General features: G+C 70.3%; 20 protein-coding genes. 6 read left to right on the plus strand and 14 right to left on the minus strand.

Annotated elements, in window-relative coordinates:
* Positions 1-637 precede the first annotated feature (637 nt).
* A complete protein-coding gene (locus tag AC0L5F_RS15215) occupies positions 638-904 on the plus strand; it encodes a hypothetical protein (RefSeq protein WP_473314267.1) in 267 nt (88 codons plus the stop codon).
* Positions 905-1,039: 135 nt separating this feature from the next.
* Here the strand turns inward: AC0L5F_RS15215 and AC0L5F_RS15220 are convergent, their stop codons facing one another.
* The 9 genes from AC0L5F_RS15220 to AC0L5F_RS15260 all read right to left on the minus strand — a co-directional run bounded on the left by AC0L5F_RS15220 (position 1,040) and on the right by AC0L5F_RS15260 (position 8,344).
* Positions 1,040-1,201, minus strand: coding sequence for a hypothetical protein (locus AC0L5F_RS15220; protein ID WP_473314268.1), 162 nt, complete (start codon positions 1,199-1,201; stop codon positions 1,040-1,042).
* Positions 1,202-1,246: 45 nt separating this feature from the next.
* The gene (gene arfB, locus AC0L5F_RS15225) at positions 1,247-1,657 is read right to left on the minus strand and encodes an alternative ribosome rescue aminoacyl-tRNA hydrolase ArfB (RefSeq protein ID WP_473314269.1); all 411 of its coding nucleotides are present in this window, start codon (positions 1,655-1,657) and stop codon (positions 1,247-1,249) included.
* Positions 1,647-2,243 (minus strand): PadR family transcriptional regulator, encoded by a 597-nt coding sequence (locus AC0L5F_RS15230; protein WP_473314270.1) that lies wholly within the window; start codon positions 2,241-2,243, stop codon positions 1,647-1,649. The genes arfB and AC0L5F_RS15230 overlap by 11 nt, the downstream gene beginning before the upstream one ends.
* Positions 2,244-2,359: 116 nt before the next feature.
* Complete coding sequence (locus AC0L5F_RS15235; RefSeq protein ID WP_473314271.1) at positions 2,360-2,791, minus strand: CBS domain-containing protein; 432 nt, start codon at positions 2,789-2,791, stop codon at positions 2,360-2,362.
* A 68-nt stretch (positions 2,792-2,859) separates the two neighbouring features.
* A complete protein-coding gene (locus AC0L5F_RS15240) occupies positions 2,860-3,789 on the minus strand; it encodes an inositol monophosphatase family protein (RefSeq protein ID WP_473314272.1) in 930 nt (309 codons plus the stop codon).
* A gap of 65 nt (positions 3,790-3,854) precedes the next feature.
* Entirely contained in the window at positions 3,855-4,853 is a 999-nt protein-coding gene (gene rsgA, locus AC0L5F_RS15245; protein ID WP_473314273.1) for a ribosome small subunit-dependent GTPase A, read from the minus strand.
* Complete coding sequence (gene aroA, locus AC0L5F_RS15250; protein ID WP_473314274.1) at positions 4,850-6,166, minus strand: 3-phosphoshikimate 1-carboxyvinyltransferase; 1,317 nt, start codon at positions 6,164-6,166, stop codon at positions 4,850-4,852. Before aroA ends, rsgA begins: the two co-directional genes overlap by 4 nt.
* 15 nt (positions 6,167-6,181) lie before the next feature.
* Positions 6,182-6,658 (minus strand): DoxX family protein, encoded by a 477-nt coding sequence (locus AC0L5F_RS15255; RefSeq protein WP_473314275.1) that lies wholly within the window; start codon positions 6,656-6,658, stop codon positions 6,182-6,184.
* Between the two features lie 60 nt (positions 6,659-6,718).
* A complete protein-coding gene (locus AC0L5F_RS15260) occupies positions 6,719-8,344 on the minus strand; it encodes a sigma-70 family RNA polymerase sigma factor (protein WP_473314276.1) in 1,626 nt (541 codons plus the stop codon).
* Between the two features lie 238 nt (positions 8,345-8,582).
* On the opposite strand from AC0L5F_RS15260, the gene AC0L5F_RS15265 reads away from it, so the two are divergent.
* The 4 genes from AC0L5F_RS15265 to rsrA all read left to right on the plus strand — a co-directional run bounded on the left by AC0L5F_RS15265 (position 8,583) and on the right by rsrA (position 11,055).
* Positions 8,583-9,260, plus strand: a complete 678-nt coding sequence (locus AC0L5F_RS15265) for a hypothetical protein (RefSeq protein WP_473314277.1) — start codon at positions 8,583-8,585, stop codon at positions 9,258-9,260.
* A 19-nt stretch (positions 9,261-9,279) separates the two neighbouring features.
* Positions 9,280-10,029: an SOS response-associated peptidase gene (locus AC0L5F_RS15270; RefSeq protein ID WP_473314278.1), complete on the plus strand. Its 750-nt coding sequence runs from the start codon at positions 9,280-9,282 to the stop codon at positions 10,027-10,029.
* 112 nt (positions 10,030-10,141) lie between these two features.
* Positions 10,142-10,786, plus strand: coding sequence for a sigma-70 family RNA polymerase sigma factor (locus AC0L5F_RS15275; RefSeq protein WP_473314279.1), 645 nt, complete (start codon positions 10,142-10,144; stop codon positions 10,784-10,786).
* Positions 10,786-11,055: a mycothiol system anti-sigma-R factor gene (rsrA, locus tag AC0L5F_RS15280; protein WP_473314280.1), complete on the plus strand. Its 270-nt coding sequence runs from the start codon at positions 10,786-10,788 to the stop codon at positions 11,053-11,055. The genes AC0L5F_RS15275 and rsrA overlap by 1 nt, the downstream gene beginning before the upstream one ends.
* Positions 11,056-11,119: 64 nt before the next feature.
* Here rsrA and AC0L5F_RS15285 read toward each other — a convergent pair whose 3' ends face one another.
* The 5 genes from AC0L5F_RS15285 to AC0L5F_RS15305 are packed head-to-tail and all read right to left on the minus strand — an operon-like array spanning position 11,120 to position 14,874.
* The gene (locus AC0L5F_RS15285; RefSeq protein ID WP_369797015.1) at positions 11,120-11,194 is read right to left on the minus strand and encodes a 50S ribosomal protein bL37; all 75 of its coding nucleotides are present in this window, start codon (positions 11,192-11,194) and stop codon (positions 11,120-11,122) included.
* Between the two features lie 41 nt (positions 11,195-11,235).
* Positions 11,236-11,598 (minus strand): thioesterase family protein, encoded by a 363-nt coding sequence (locus AC0L5F_RS15290; protein ID WP_473314281.1) that lies wholly within the window; start codon positions 11,596-11,598, stop codon positions 11,236-11,238.
* Positions 11,599-11,623: 25 nt separating this feature from the next.
* A complete protein-coding gene (locus AC0L5F_RS15295) occupies positions 11,624-12,148 on the minus strand; it encodes a GNAT family N-acetyltransferase (protein WP_473314282.1) in 525 nt (174 codons plus the stop codon).
* A gap of 39 nt (positions 12,149-12,187) precedes the next feature.
* Positions 12,188-13,900 (minus strand): acetolactate synthase, encoded by a 1,713-nt coding sequence (locus AC0L5F_RS15300; protein WP_473314283.1) that lies wholly within the window; start codon positions 13,898-13,900, stop codon positions 12,188-12,190.
* Between the two features lie 56 nt (positions 13,901-13,956).
* Complete coding sequence (locus AC0L5F_RS15305) at positions 13,957-14,874, minus strand: DUF2785 domain-containing protein (protein WP_473314284.1); 918 nt, start codon at positions 14,872-14,874, stop codon at positions 13,957-13,959.
* A gap of 70 nt (positions 14,875-14,944) precedes the next feature.
* Between AC0L5F_RS15305 and AC0L5F_RS15310 the strand changes: the two genes are divergently transcribed.
* Positions 14,945-16,402 carry a sensor histidine kinase gene (locus AC0L5F_RS15310; RefSeq protein ID WP_473314285.1) on the plus strand — a complete coding sequence of 486 codons (1,458 nt, stop codon included), beginning with the start codon at positions 14,945-14,947 and terminating at the stop codon, positions 16,400-16,402.
* Positions 16,403-16,424 lie beyond the last annotated feature (22 nt).

Below are 16,424 nucleotides of genomic sequence, written 5' to 3' on the forward strand. Positions count from 1 at the left end.
GGCGCCGTTAGATCCAGATGAGCGACCACACCACGAACGCGAGGATGACAGCCGCCCCAATGGCGAGTGCGAGGAAGAACCCGGCACGACCCAGCAATGTCGACAATTGCTGTCGGTTCATACGGCGATCCTAGTGGCGAGCCGCTGATAGTTCGGCGAACAAGGCGTACTGGGAGTTTGCAAGGCTTTTCTGGCGAACGATCGCTCCCGCCGAGCTTCTCGATCACCAATCGTCAGAAGGGCGGCACGGCTTCGCTGGTTGGTTGCTCCACCAAAGGGGACGACGGATGGCCGTCACTTCTTTCTGCTCAAGGCGATCCGGCGACCGCCAGCTCGTCGTCCTGAGCTTCCCAACCGGGTGGCAGAGCGGACTCGCGACGGCCATCCCCATCCCGGACAGTACCGGAAGGCAGTCAGTCCACCGACTTAGTCCCCCTACAAAGCGCGAAGACGCGCGCCCGTTCTACTAGGTGTATTGAGTGTTTGCGGGCTTGGCGAGAGCAAACGCGGCTTCGCCATCCGGGGATGCCGTCGTCGGGTGCATTCGGAGCGTGCGGGCCCGGCCAAGAGTTCTTCGAGGTCTTTGTGACAGTCAATTGAGGTCGATCGCGGGTCGAGCGCCGGTAGTCTTCCCGCTGTGGAGTTCCCGTCGTTCAATGGTGCTGGCGATGTGATCTTCGCCGTGCTGAAGTACGCGCTCTTTCTCGCGGTCGCAATCACGAGCTTTCGGCGCAGCCTGCTGTTGAGCAGATACCCGATCTGGCGAAGCGTGGTCATTGGCGTCATCGCAGGAATGTTCTGGGTGGTGTGGCTCATCGTGTCGTGGGTCAACCGTGAACGGATCGCAGGAGAGTGGACTGCGTATCGCCAAGAGCGAGAACAGCGTGTTGCCCAGCCCTCGTGAGTGGCGACAGCAACGGATTCTCGACACCCATCAATGCTCCCGGCTTCATGGTGTGAGCCGCCAGGTGTCCTAGGAGTCGGCGGACTTGCGCGCCGGGGTCACCTGGCGCTGGGGCGCTGGGTCGACCCGCCGCGACTACGGCCCGTCGGGGCTGGGTTCGGTCTCCGGCTCGGGGATCTCGCCGGGGCCGGGGTCGCCGCCGGGGAGGACCTCGGGGAAGGCCGGGTCGGGAAGGTCGGGGATGTCCGGACCCTCTTCGGGCTCGAGCTCGTCGGGTTCAGGAGGCGCGATCGTCATGAGGTGTTCGTACCCCGCGCCGCGCCCGTCAATCAAGCCCCTCGCTCAACCCCAGTCGCCGCGGCGGCCCTGCTTGGTCTGGGACTTGCGCTTCTTGGCGTCCAACCGCCTCTCGACCGAACCCCGCGTGGGCCGCGTCGCCCGACGCTTCTTGGGCGGCACGATCGCACCGGCGACCAGCTGCTCGAGGCGCGCCTTGGCGGCCTCGCGGTTGCGGTGCTGCGACCGGTACTGCGACGACACCACCGTGATCGCCCCGTCGACCAGGCGACCGCGCAGCCGCGTGGCGGCGAGGGCCTTCTGCTCGGGGGTGAGCGCGGTGGTGTCGGTGAGCGACCAGGTCAGCTCGACGCGGGTGTCGCTGGTGTTGACGTGCTGACCTCCCGGGCCCGAGCTGCGGCTGAACTTCCAGCCCAGCTCGCGCTCGGGGATCGGGTGCTTCCGGTCAGGCTTCATCACCAGCAAGGATGCGGTACATCGTCTTGCGGGCGTCGTCCAGGGCCGCGGTCGCGGCCTCCTGCTGGGCCGGCGTACCGGTCTGGAGGACCTGCTTCCAGGCCTGGACGAAGCCCTTGAAGCTGGCGACGAGTGCGCGATGACCGTCGGTGGGGTGCTGGCCGTCGGCCTGCTCCCAGGGTGTGCCGAGCTCCTCGCGGTGCTCCTCGACGTAGGCGGTGCCGGCCTCGGTGAGGGAGGCGGTCTTGCGACCGTCGACGCGCTCGAAGGTGATCAGGCCCTCGTCCTCGAGCTGTTGCAGCACGGGGTAGATGGAGCCGGGGCTCGGGGTCCAGCTGCCGCCGGACCGCTCGCCGATCTCCTGGATGAGGTCGTAGCCGTGACGGGGCTGCTCGTCGAGCAGCAGCAGGGCGGCGGCACGGACGTCGCCGCCTCGACCGCCGCGGCGACGCCCGCGAGGACGGCCGCGGCCGGGTCCGAGGTCGAACCCGAAGTCGGGTCCGAACATGTCCGCGCCGAACGGTCCGGCGCCGGGGCGTCCTCGCCCGCGGCGTCGATCGTCGCGGTCGTGGTGCTGATGACTCATGTGGGGGTTTCTCATGGGTTCTCCTGAGTTCGGGATCGGGAGCGATTGGGCTCGACCGATCAGTTATCGATACCTAAACGATATATCGATAACCTATCGAACGCAAGTCGCTCGACTCAGCCCCCGGCGACGTAGCTGTTCAGCTGGTCGCGCTCGAACTCCAGCTGGTCCATGCGGGTCTTCACCGCGTCGCCGATGCTGACCACCCCGACCACGCGATCTCCCTCGAGGACCGGCACGTGCCGGACGCGGTGCTCGGTCATCAGGCCCATCAGCTCGGCGAAGGAGTCCTCGGGTGCGCAGACCCGCACGTCGGTGGTCATGATGTCGGCCACCGGTGTCTCGCGGGCGTTGGTGGTGCCGCGCAGCTTGCGGACGATGTCACGCTCACTCACGATGCCGTCGAGGGTCGACCCGTCGTGACTGACGATCAGCGCTCCGACGTTGAGGTCGGCCAGCAGGTCGAGCAGCTCGGAGACGGTCGCGTCGGGCGCGACGGTGAACACCTCGCTGCTGCCCTTGGACGTCAGGACGTCTTGAACCTTCATGTGCACAGCTCCTTGCGACGATCGGGATCGACGGACGATGTGCAGGAACTGTAACCCGCGTCACAGCGTCAGGACAGGTCCTCGGACGGGTGCCGGTCGAAGGCGAACGGCCGCACGTTGTCAGCGGGGTCGCGCGGACCGGGCTCCGGCTCGTCGTCCCAGCCCTCGATCGAGGCCGCCCCGTCGGGGAAGTGGCCGACGTAGGCCATGGCCTCGTCGTGCAGCAGCCCGTTGGTGGCCAGCGCGTTCTCGCCCCACGGCCCAGGCTCGCCGGCGAGGCTGGTGAACCGCCCGCCGGCCTCCCGCACGACGATGTCGAGCGCCGCCATGTCCCAAACCTTGAGCTCGGGCTCGGCCGCGATGTCGACCGCACCCTCGGCCAGGAGCATGTAGGACCAGAAGTCGCCGTAGGCGCGCGTGCGCCAGCACCGTCGCAGCAGCGCGGCGAACGCGTCGGTCTTGCCGATCGCCGCCCAGCCGCCGAGCGAGGCGTACGACAACGAGGCCGATTCCAGGCGCGACACCTTCGAGACCGAGATGCGGCGCGACTTCATCAGCGACTTGCCGGTGAAGGCGCCAGCGCCCTTGGAGGCCCACCAGCGGCGGCCGAGCGCCGGCGCCGAGACGCACCCGGCGACGATCTCGCCGTCCTCCTCGAGCGCGATGAGGGTGGCCCACACCGGGACGCCGCGCACGAAGTTGGAGGTGCCGTCGATGGGATCGACGATCCAGCGGCGGCCGCCCTCGCCGTCGTCCGCGCTGCCGCGCTGCTCCTGCCCCTGCTCCTCACCGAGCACCTGGTCACGGGTGCGGGCGGACTTCAGGTTGCGCCGGATGGTGGCCTCGACCGCCTGGTCCGACTCGGTCACGTACGTCATGTCCGGCTTGGTGTCGATCTGGAGGTCGAGGGCGCCGAACCGGTCCATCGAGAGGCTGTCGGCGTTGTCGGCCAGGACGTGCGCGAGGCGCAGGTCGTCGTTGTACGAATGGGCTGACATGCCGTCAGGATACGGCCCGCCATCGCACGGATCCGGGACCCCGCCGACGTGGGGTGGAGGCGGGTTCAGTCGCGCTGGTCGCGGCTGGACAGCATCCGGCGGAATCCGACGACCCGCTCGGCCGGCAGCCGTCCGTCGGACACGGCGACATCGAGCGCGCACTCCGGCTCGTCGGTCGTGTGGGGGCAGCCGCGCGGGCAGTCCAGAGCGATCTCGCCGAGGTCGGGGAAGGCGCGGATGACGTGGTCGGGCTCGACGTGGTTGAGCCCGAACGAGCGAATGCCCGGGGTGTCGATGATCCGGCTCCTCTCGCCGGACGGGAGCGTGGGCAGCGACAGGCTGATGGCCGACGTGGAGGTGTGTCGGCCGCGGCCGGTCACGGCGTTGACGTGGCTGGTGACCCGGTCGGCGTCGGGCACGAGCGCGTTGACGAGGGTCGACTTGCCCACGCCGCTGTGCCCGACCAGCACCGTCACATGGCCGGCGAGGGCCTCGCGCACCTCGTGGGTGTCGCCGCCGCGCTGCGTGACCAGGACGCGTACGTCCAGCGGCGCGAGCTGCTGCAGGATCTCGTCGGGTGACGCGAGATCGGCCTTGGTCAGGCAGACCAGCGGCGTCATGCCGGCGTCGAACGCGGCGACCAGGCAGCGGTCGATCAGCCCGGGGCGTGGCGGTGGGTCAGCCAGGGCGGCCACCACCATCAGCTGGTCGGCGTTGGCCACGATGATGCGTTCGATCGGGTCGTCGTCATCGGCGGAGCGGCGCAGCACGGTGGACCGTTCCTGGACCTCGACGATGCGCGCGAGGGTGCCCTCGTCCCCGCTCGTGTCGCCGACCACGCGGGCGATGTCGCCCACGACGACGCCCTTTCGACCGAGCCCGCGCGACTTCACGGCCGTCAGGGTCTCCTGCGTGTCGTCGAGCACCACCGTGTAGCGCCCGCGATCGATCGTCACGACGTGGGCGATGGCCGCATCGCTGTAGTCGGGACGCACCTTGGTGCGCGGCTGCGTGCGTCGACGTGGCCGCTCGAAGGCGGCGTGCTCGTCGTCGAGGCGGCTCACGGCTCGGTGACCGCTCCGGGCGCGACCATGGCGCGTTCCCACTCGGGCGCGAAGTCGGGATACGTCTTGGCGGTGGTCTCGATGTTCTCGACGCGCAGGTCCTCCACCCGCAACCCGAGAACCGCTCCCGCGTGCGCCATGCGGTGGTCGTGGTAGGTGCCGAACACTCCGCCGTGCAGCGGCCGGGGCTCGATCCGCAGGCCGTCGTCGAGCTCGGTGACGTGCCCGCCGAGCGCATTGATCTCGGTCGCGAGCGCCGCGAGCCGGTCGGTCTCGTGGCCGCGCAGGTGGGCGATGCCGGTGAGGGTGGAGGGACCGTCCGCGAGTGCGGCGATGGCCGCGACCACCGGGGTGAGCTCGCCGACGTCGTGCAGGTCCAGGTCCACCCCGGAGGGTGTCGGTGGTCCTGTGAAGACGAGATCGTCGCCGTCGCGCACCGCCGCCCCGCCGAACGCCGCCGCGATGTGCGCCCACTCGTTCCCGGGCTGGTCCGTGGACGTCGGCCAGTGCCGGATGCGCGCGGTGCCGTGGGTGACCAGCGCCGCTGCGATGAACGGGCCGGCGTTGGACAGGTCGGGCTCGATGCCGACGTCGACGCCGTCGATCGGTCCCGGCTGCACCGACCAGCGGTCGGGCGAGCTGGTGTCGACCTGCACGCCGCGACGCCGCAGCTCGGCCACCGTCATGTCGATGTGGGGCTGCGAGGGAAGGCGGTCGCCGACGTGCTCCAGGTCGAGGCCCAGGTCGAAGCCGGGAGCGGCGAGCAGGAGCGCCGAGACGAACTGGCTGCTGGCCGAGGCGTCGATCTGCAGGGGCCCGCCGGCGACCGAGCCGGTGCCGACGACGGTGAACGGCAGTGCCCCTCGGCCCTGGTCCTCGACGGTCACGCCGAGGTTGCGCAGGGCCTCGATCGTGGCGCCCATCGGACGCTGACGCGCCTGCTGGTCGCCGTCGAAGGTGACCCGTCCGGTGCCGAGCGCGGCCACCGCGGGCGCGAAGCGCATGACGGTGCCGGCGAGTCCGCAGTCGATCGTGACCTCGGGGGAGTCATCGCGGGTGCGGGGTGTCACGTCCCACGTCACCGTGCCGTCCTCGGCCTCCGCCGGCTGGACGGAGGCGCCGAGCGACGTGAGTGCGGAGACCATCAGCAGGGTGTCGCGCGACTCGAGGGGTCGCGCGATGGTCGAGGGCGAGTCCGCGAGGGCAGCGAGGACGAGGGCGCGATTGGTCAGCGACTTCGACCCCGGAACCACGACGGCCCCGTCGTAGGGCGTCACGCGGTGCGGAGCGGGCCACGGCAGGGGTTCGGACATCCCCTGCAGTCTAGATCAGCGCTGGAGCGCCGACTGCACCGTCTCGCCCGCCTCGACGACCTTGTCCTTGGCGCGTCGACCGATGAACTTCTTGTGCGGGTCGGGGTCGAGCGTGGCCATCAGCAGTCCGCCGGTGATGGCGAGGTTCTTGAGGAAGTGGATCCGCTGGTTGGTGCGCGCTGCGGGATCGGTCTCCTCCCAGAAGCGGTGGCCGGTGGCGGTGGTGGGCGGCATCGTCGCTGCGAGGACGGCTGCTGACGTGCGCGGCATGCGGCCGGTGGCGAGCGCGAGGCCGGCGCCCACGTGCACGGCGCCGTTGAGGCGCACCAGCGTGGTGGCGTCGACGGGGGTGTCGGGTGCGAGCTTCTTGACCAGGTCGGCCGCCGGCTGTGCCTTGGCTGCGCGCAGCCCCGGGCTCTTGATCGCCGAGGCTCCGGCCACGACGAACAACGACGCCAGCATCGGACGGGCCACCACGCGCAGAAGAGTCATGCTCCATTCATACCTGACCAGCCGTCGAGGGCAAGCCGGGTGGGTGGAGGGTGAAACCGATCAGGGCGCGGACCACACCGGGGCGACGAAGCTGCGCCGATCGTTGGAGCTCGTGGGATCGCCGGGCGACGAGACGGTGGCCGTGCCGTGCGGCGTGGTGCCCGCCACGCTGATCGCGACCGAGCCGCCCTGGCCGGCCGGCAGCGTGCGCTGGCAGACCACAGCGGTGACCGGCTGACCCACGGTCACCGAGCCACAGGTCCACCCGGGCGTGACTCCACCGCGGAACTCGACGGCGTGGGTGAAGGCGAACGTGACGCTCACCGTCTGCGCCTGGGCGACGCCGGGGTTGGCGGCGAAGATGGTGGCCGCGATCGATCGCTGCAGCTGGGTCGAGGTGTTGGTGACGTCGATGCGGCTGACACCGAAGTCGGTGGGCAGGATCGCCGGCGCCGACGACGTGGGGGCTGTGGGCTGGGGTTGCGGTCGCGGCTGGGCCCGGACGGTCTGCGCGACGGGGCTGTCGACGAGCGGACTCGTCGTCGTGGTCGGGGCCGGTTCGGGTGTCGGCTCGGTCGGCGCCGGCGTGATGACCGTCGGGGGAGCGGCGTCGGGCAGTGGGGGTGGGGCCGTGGCCGGCGCCAGCGCGACGGCGGCCGGGACCTGCTCGGGCGATGCGGAGAATCCGCCCGTGGCGGCCACAGCACCGGTGGCGACCGCGGCGACACTGACGGCTGCCACGACGGCACCCTGCGGGCCCGAGGCGAGCGCCATCGTTCCGGCCGACTTGACCGGCGCCAGCGCCGCCTCGGCACCGCCCAGGATCGCGGCCTTGAGCGCGGCGAACGCGCTGCCCACAGTGGCCAGCAGGCCCGATCCGACGGTGAGGTAGCCGGGCGCTGCGGCACCGAGCAGGGCGAAGCCGATCACGCCAGACAGGTTCTGGTTGACCTCGTCCAGCTCCATGGACAGGCCCATGCAGCTGACGCAGGTGTCGAGGTGGGCCTGGACCTTGGCGCTCTCGCGGGCCGAGAGTCCGCCCCGGACGTGCGAGCCGAGCCGCGACGTGGTGGCACGGCACTCGGCGTCCTGCGCCTCCGACAGGTGTCCTTGCAGGTAGGCCTGGCGGAGACCTTCGCGCGCCCGATAGGCCAGGGCGGAGACGCTGTTGGCGCTCATGCCCAGCAGCGGAGCGATCTCTCCGGGCTTCTGGCCCTCGACGTCCAGGTGCCACAGGACCATCTGCCAGCGCTCGGGGAGTGCGGCGAACGCCTGTGCTGCCGCCGTCTGCTCGAAGCGCATCTCGGCGGGGTCGACCCACTCCACGTGGCGATCCAGCTCGGACTCGTCGTCGGTGACCCGCACTCGCTGGGCGGCCCTGACGCGGTCGACGTGCAGGCGACGCATGGCGGTCAGGAGGTAGGCGCGGAAGGACTCGTCGGGGCCCTTGCCGTTCTGGAGGGTCGCCAGCACGCGGGTGAACGACTCCGCGACGAGGTCGTCGGAGTCGGTGCTGCGCACGAGCTGGCGAGCGAGCCGGTGGGCTGCCTGGGCGTGGCGCTCGAACAACGTTCCGTATGCGGCGAGGTCGCCGCCGCGGACGGCGGAGATGAGCTCGGCGTCGCTGCGCTCGACCGTGAGTGCGTGGTCGTCGGCGACGCCGTGTTCCGGTGTCGACGTGGTCACGGTGCGCCTCCCTCAGCGAGTCGTGATGTGGGTCCGGCGGCATGGCGGTGAATCCCTCAATTCACATACCGCATGCAATAACGATAAGGACTTTAGACCCTACACCTTGGTCCTGTCACGTGAACGGTCAGAAATGGCCCGAAAATCATCGGCACCTGGTTCTGCGTCACGTTCTGGCGCCGGCCAGGTCTCATACGCATCACGGCACCGCGGCACCTGAGACGGCTGGAGACCACGCATGCATCGCTTCGGACTGAGCTTCGCGCTGTTCGACGCCGCCATGCGCACGCGTTCGAGCGACCTGACCGACGTGGCTCGCGAGGTCGGAGCGAGCGCTGCCGACCACGGAGTTCCCCTGCGTGACCTGCTCGATCGGGTGGAGCGGAGCCATGTCGAGCAGGATGCCGAGCCGTCGTTCGGCGTCGTGCGCGCGCTCGTCGAGGCCTGGGTCGATCGTGCAGCCCTGCACCGTGTCGACATGTCGTGCGAGAACCCGATCACGACCCTGGCCGGGATTCCGCACCTGCACAGCCGCCTGTTCGACATCTACCGACGTGCGGAGCGTGACGGCCACCGGGGAAGCGATGGGCACGTGCTCGTCGTCATCGAGCTCGGGGTCGCGCCGCAGGGGCATGAGCTGGAGGGCTCACTTCGTGCCCTGGAGGTCGCCGAGCTGCTGCGGCAGGTGTTCACCGGTGACGAGACGATCGCTCAGCTGACCCCACGGCGGTTCGCCGTGCTCGCCGAGCGGGCGGCCGCCGATCCGCTGACGATCCACACGGCCGCCACGTTGCTGCGGCGCGACCTCCCCGCCCCCGCGCCCGGCGGCGATGACGCGCCCCCGCGGCTGTGGGTCGAGGAGCTCCCGGCGGACACCGACGCGGTGCTCGCCGTGCTGGCCGTCCTCGCCTGCTGAACCGTGGCACGCTGGTGCCATGTGCGGCCGGTACGCGACTTCCCAGACCTCCGACGACCTCACGCAGGCCTTCGCCACGGACCTGGTGAGCCTGGACGGGGATCTCGAGGCCGACTTCAACGTGGCGCCCACCAAGCAGGCGCCGATCGTCGTGGGCCGCCGCGTCGACGGTGCGGCTGACACCGATCCGCCCAGCCGTGAGCTGATGCAGGCCCGGTGGGGTCTGGTGCCCAGCTGGGCCAAGGACCTGTCCATCGGCAACCGCATGATCAATGCCCGCGCCGAGACCCTGGCCGAGAAGCCCTCGTTCCGCCGGGCGTTCGCGAAGCGCCGCACGCTCGTGCCCGCCGACGGGTACTACGAGTGGTACACGTCGGACGACACCCCGGTGGGCGGCAAGCCGCGCAAGCAACCGTTCTTCATCCGGCCCAAGGATGGTGCCGTGCTGGCGATGGCCGGCCTGCACGAGTTCTGGAAGGACCCGGTGACCGACACCTGGGTGGTCAGCTACACGATCATCACCACCAGTGCCGAGGACTCCCTGGGGCACATCCACGACCGCATGCCGTTGTTCGTCGAGCCCGATCGGTGGGATGCGTGGCTCGATCCCGCGCCGCGCCCGACCGACGAGCTGCTCGACCTTCTCACGCCGGCCGCCCCCGGTCTGCTCGACGCGTACGCGGTGTCCACCGCGGTCAACAACGTGCGCAACAACGGACCCGAGCTGGTGGCGCCCCTGGCGTCGGACACGTCGGGCCAGCCGGAATAGGCCCCCTCGATGCACTGTTGACCAGTGACGAGGAGGCCACATGTCTGCACGATCTGCCTGCATGGAACGACCCACCGTGCCAGCCGCGGAGCCGGGAGTACGCTGGATCTCGATGACCGACGCACGCGACACCACCACGAGGGCCGTCGACGAGCCCGAGGCCGCCGTCAGCATCGACGACGAGACGCTCGAGGAGCGTCACGCTCGCTTCGAGGCCGACGCACTCCCGTTCATCGACCAGCTCTACTCGGCCGGACTGCGCATGACCCGTAGCCCGCAGGACGCCGAGGACCTGGTGCAGGAGACCTACGCCAAGGCGTTCAGCGCCTTCCACCAATTCAAGCCCGGCACCAATCTCAAGGCGTGGCTGTACCGCATCCTCACCAACACCTACATCAACTCCTACCGCAAGAAGCAGCGCCAGCCGCAGCAGATCACCGACGAGATCGAGGACTGGCAGATCGCGGCGGCCGAGTCGCACTCCTCGTCCGGACTGAAGTCGGCCGAGATGCAGGCGTTGGAGCACCTGCCCGACAGCGACGTCAAGGACGCGCTGCAGGCGCTGCCCGAGGACTTCCGCTACGCGGTCTACCTCGCCGACGTCGAGGGATTTCCGTACAAGGAGATCGCCGAGATCATGGACACGCCCATCGGCACCGTGATGTCGCGGCTGCACCGAGGCCGTCGGATGCTGCGCGAGCAGCTGTCCGACTACGCCCGCGACCGTGGCATGGCCGTCGCCGGGGGTGACGCCTGATGGGCGCGTGCGACGGACCCGACTGCGAGAAGGCCCTGCAGAACCTCTACCTGTTCATCGATCAGGAGATCGACACCGCCAGCTGCGAGGAGATCCAGCAGCACATCGACGAGTGCACCGACTGCCTGGGCGAGTTCGACCTCGAGCGCGTCGTCAAGCAGCTCGTCTCGCGCTCCTGCACCGAGGTGGCACCCCAGCCGCTGCGCGACAAGGTGCTGGTCTCGATCCGCACCGTCCAGGTGCAGATCACCGAGACCCGCAACTCGTAGGCACCGCATGCAAGAACCCCCGTCGTGATCGACGGGGGTTCTGCTCTGTTCAGTGCTTCACGAACTACGCGTTGGGGCGCTTTCCGTGGTTGGCGCCCTTCTTGCGACGCGCGCGACGCTTGCGGCCGGTCTTGCCCATGATGGGACCTCCTGGAAGTAGACGTCCCAGTCTCCCACACGTCAGAGTCGAGCCAGAAACCGCTCACGGTCCACGATCGCGCGCTCGACGGTGCCGCGGGCAAGCTCGTTGCCGGAAGCATCGCTGGCGCTGACCGAGAAGCGAGCGCGGCGATCGTCCACGACCTCCACCTCGGCCGTGGCGGTGACCTCCGTGCCGATCGCACTGGCGGCGAGGTGGGCGATCTGGATGCGGATGCCCACGCTGGTCTGCTCGGCGGTCAGGTCGAGAGCCGCGCACGTGGCCGCTTCGCACCACGCGATCAGGACCGGGGTGGCCAGCACGTCCAGGTCGCCACTGCCCACGGCGCGAGCGGTGTCTGCGTCCGTGACGGTGCGGGTGACGGTGTGAGTGCTGGGGGACATGTGGCCCACGGTATCGGCCGTGGTGTCAGGAGATGTGCGCGACAGGGGCGGCGAAGCCCCACAGGTCCACTCCGGGCTCGGGCGAGAAGTCCAGATCGGGCTGCCGGACGAATCCGAACGACTCGTACAGCCGGTGCGCCGGCTGCATCTCGGGCAACGAGCACAGGGTCATCTCGGTCAGACCGGCGTCCGCGGCACGCTGCATGCAGGCGCTGACGAGAGCTCGACCCACGCCCAGATGTCGGGCGTCCGGGCCGACCGAGAGGGTGCGGAACTCGCCCTGGTGGTCGTGCGCGGACGTCTGGCGGTCCGGTGAGCCCGGGGGGCACCAGGTGACGGTTCCCAGCAGGCGATCGCCGGCCACGGCGACGAGCAGCACGCTCCCGGCCGCGCGCCCGGCCGCGTCACGCAGCCAGGCGGCGTACCCGTGGTCGTAGCTGCCGTCGGACAGGCGCAGGTACCCGTCGGCGTCGTAGCCGGCCACCGTCAGTTCACCGACGGCGGCGAGCTCGTCCGGCCTCGCCTCCCGGATGACCAGGTCGGAGCTCATGGGCGCGGATCGCTCACTCGTTGCACTCGTTCGGCTCCGTCAGATGCCGGTGGTGTTGCGGGGGTACATCGCGTTGACGTCGGTCATGACGTTGACCAGGTAGGGCACGCCGGACGCGAAGGCGCGGTCGAGGGCGGGACCGATCTCGTTGGGATCGGTGACCCGCTCGCCGCCGCCGCCCAGCGCCGTGACCACCTGGTCGTAGCGGGTGTCGGGAGCGAGGTCGGCCGCGACGTCGTAGCCGTAGAGGAACTGCATGGGTCCCTTCTCCAGGCCCCAGGCGGAGTTGTTGCCCACCACCATCACGACCGGCAGGTCGTGGCGCACCAGGGTGTCGACGTCCATCAAGGACATGCCGGCCGCGCCGTCGCCGTACAGCAGCACGACCTGGCTGGACGGCCGGGTGATGCGGGCGGCCATCGCCGCGCCCATGCCGGCGCCCAGGCAGCCGTACGGTCCGGGATCGAGCCAGCCGCCGGGACGCTTGGGCTCGACGAACTTCCCGGCGAACGACACGAAGTCGCCGCCGTCGCCGATGACGACGGCGTCGTCGGCCAGGCGGGGGAGCAGCTCGCCGTAGATCCGAGCTGGGTGGATCGGGTCTGCGTCGGCGCCCAGCAGTGCGTTGTCGCGCTCCGTGGCGGCAGCGACCTCGGCCTGCAGCCCATTGAGCCAGCCACTCCAGTCCGGCCGCGATCCGGCCGTGCTCTGCAGCGCCTGCAGGAGGCCGGTGAACACCAGCGTGAGGTCACCTGCGGCCGACGCGGCCATGGCTGCGTGCGTGGACACCTGGCCGGGGGAGTCGGCGATGTGCACGGTCTTGGCCGGCGTCGTGCCTTCCTTGCCGCCGAAGATGCCGTAGCCGAGACGGAAGTCCAGCGGAGTGCCGACGACGATCACCAGGTCGGCGGCATTGAAGGCGACCGAGCGCGCCTTGGTGACGAGCTGCGGGTGACCCCCGGGCACGATCCCGCGGCCCATGCCGTTGGCGATGACCGGGATGCCGGTCTCGGTGACGAAGGCGAGCGCAGCCTCCTCGGCCCGGTCGGCCCAGACGTCGGTGCCGAGCACGAGCACCGGAGCCGTGGAGTCGGCCAGCAGTCGGGCGATGGCGCCCAGTGCGTCGGCGTCCGGCTCGATCGGGGCGGTGGTGTTGCCCGTCGACTGCGTGGTCACGGTCGTGGAGTTGAAGAACTGGTCCATCGGCACGTCGACGAACGTGGGCCCACGGTGCGACGACCCGGCGAGCGTGAAGGCCTCGTCCATGGTCGGCGCGATGTCGTCGACCATGTGCGCCGTGGTGGCCGACTTCGACACCGTCTCCACGATCGGCGGGTGGTCGAGCTCCTGCAGGCTGCCGGTGCCCCAGCGACCAGCGGGTGCGCGGCCGCCGACCACGACGAGCGGCGAGCCGGCGAAGTGTGCCTGCGCGATCGGGCTGACGCCGTTGGTGACGCCCGGGCCCGCGGTGAGGACGGCCAGGCCGGGAGTGCGGGTCAGCTTGCCGACGGCCTCGGCGGCGAACACCGCGGACGGCTCGTGCCGCACGTCGATGATCGGCATCGCCGGCTCAGCCTTGACCGCGGCGTCGTACATCGGGAACACGTGAGCCCCGGAGAGTGTGAACATGGCCTCGACCCCGTGGGCGCGTGCGACGTCGACGGCGTGGATGCCACCGTGCCCTGCACGTTCGGCGGCAGAGTGGCCCTCTCGTTCGGGTCCGGCGGGCTGCGTGGTGTCCTCATCACTCATGGCCAGCACGCTACTGGACCGCGGGGGCATCGCGGCCGAGGGCGAATCCTGAGCCGTCAGGAGAAGGGCTTGGCCCGGGTGGTGGCACGGTAGAGCCACGGCTGCTCGGCCCGGATCTGGTCCAGCACCGCCAGCAGCAGATCGGCGCGGTGCGCCGGCTGCTCGGCGAACAGCTCGGCGTCGGCCGCGAGATCGTCACGGCCCTGCACTCCGAGGGCCAGCTGCAGGTGCAGGGCACGCAGGAACGACGACGTGTTGCGCACGGCCGGCGACGGCCACTCGGCCTCGAGATGACCTCGGGTGCGTGGCGGCTTGATGCCGTCGCCGAGTCGGGCCAGCCACGGCTCGACGATGCTCGGGTCGAGCGCGTTGCGGTGCAGCAGCGTCATGACGGCGTAGGCGAGGCGGTCGTCCTCGCCGTGGCGCCAGATGTAGGCCGTGGGGGTGAGCACCCGGTCGGCGATCACGTCGAGCAGGACGGTCAGCTCGAGGCGACCGAAGTGCCGGGACCGGGCGAGCGCGGCCAGCAGGTCGGCGCCATGGGCGATGGCGTTGGCCCAGCCCTGCTCGGGGATCCAGCCGCGGTGATCCTGCTCGCGGGTGTACCAGGCGGTGGCGTGGTCGCCCCAGTCGAGCACGGACTCGGCCGACAGCAGGTGCTCGTTGTTGTCGCGGCCGATGATCTCGGCCAGCATCAGGGCGCTGTAGGAGCGCCGCAGCACCGACATGTCGCCGTCGTTGCCCAGTCCGTAGCGCAGCCCCGGCACGACGCCGTCGCCCAGGCCGGACAGCAGGTCGTCGTAGGTGCCCTTGGTGATCCAGGTGGTCAGGAGCGGGTAGGCGAGGTCCTCGCGCCAGCGGGGGTTCGGGTGCCCGAGCATCTCCACGAGGTCGACGGTCGACTCGTTGAGCGGCCGATCGGCGGGCACGTCCATGCCCTGCTGCATCACGGACTGCCAGTACGCCTCGGACACGCCGTCATCGTATGTCCCACCGGCCGCGTGGCCAATCGGCCGCGAGGAGGCGCCCTGCCAAGATGGGACCGTGCCCTCCCTCGGCGACATCGCGCGCTTCCAGACGTCGCTGACGCCTGACGACGTCGACTGGCTGCACGCTCTGGTCGCCGACTGGCAGATCATCGCCGACCTGTCGTTCTCCGATCTCGTGCTGTGGATCCCGGACGCCGAGTCGCGCGGGATGTGGGCCGGGGCGCAGATCCGCCCCACCACCGGCCCCACCACGCTCCTCGAGGACGTCGCCGGCTCGTTCGTGCCGTCGGGCCGCTCCGGACTGCTGGACCGGACCCTCGCCACGGGTCAGTCGCAGACCGAGGACGTGGAGGATCTCGCCGACGGACCGACGGTGCGGGTCGAGGCGGTGCCGGTGCGACGTGACGCGGCCCCGTTCGCGGTGGTGGCCCGCCGCAGCGCCGTGGCGGTGGCCCGCACCTCCAGCGCACTCGAAGGTGCCTACCAGGACGCAGCGGAGACGCTGGTGGCCATGGTCGCGCGCGGTGAGTTCCCGCTCCCGGGACGGCGATCAGAGCTGGCCGACTCGTTGCGGGTGGGCGACGGCTTCGTGCGCACCGGTGTGGACGGGCTGGTCCGGTACGCCAGCCCCAACGCCTTGTCCGCCTTCCGTCGGCTGGGCCTGACCGGCGACCTGATCGGCACGCACCTCGGCGAGGTCGCGACGGCGCTGGTCGACCGCCGGCCGACGGATCGGGGCCCGTTGGGGCTGTTCGACGGAGACGACGCCGGAGAGGCGGACCTCGAGAACGCGTCGGCATCGCTGATGGCCCGGGTCATGCCGCTGCGGTCCGAGACCGGCCGCGACGGCAACCTGATCCTGCTGCGCGACGTCACCGAGCTGCGCCTGCGCGAGCGAGAGCTGGTGTCGAAGGAAGCGACCATTCGCGAGATCCATCACCGGGTCAAGAACAACCTGCAGACGGTGGCGGCCCTGCTGCGCATGCAGGCGCGTCGCTCGCAGCTGCCCGAGGCGCGCGTGGCGTTGGAGGAGGCCGAGCGCCGGGTGGCGTCGATCGCGCTGGTGCACGAGACGCTCAGTCGTTCGTTCGGCGACTTCGTGGAGTTCGACGAGGTCGCCGACGGTCTGCTGGCCAGCGTCATGGACCTGGCCGCCAGCGGCGACGCGCAGTTGACCGCCGAACGGATCGGATCGTTCGGCTCGTTGCCCGGCACGGTGGCGACACCGCTGGCCATGGTCATCACCGAGCTGGTGCAGAACGCGGTGACCCACGGCTACGACCCGTCGAGCCGGACCACGGGTACCGTCACGCTCGCGGTGAATCGCATTCGTGACCGCTTGCGCCTCCGCGTGACCGACGACGGGCGGGGGCTTCCGGACGGCTTCGCCGACACCCGCAGCCTGGGCCTGTCGATCGTGTCGACGCTGGTCGAGAGCGAGCTCGGCGGCACCCTGGACTTCGAGCAGAACCGGCTGGGCGGCACCACCGTGGCGATCTCGCTGGTCGTCTGACGAGGTTCACCGACCCCCGGAA

This window comes from Aeromicrobium sp. 10G20-16, from assembly GCF_055809665.1.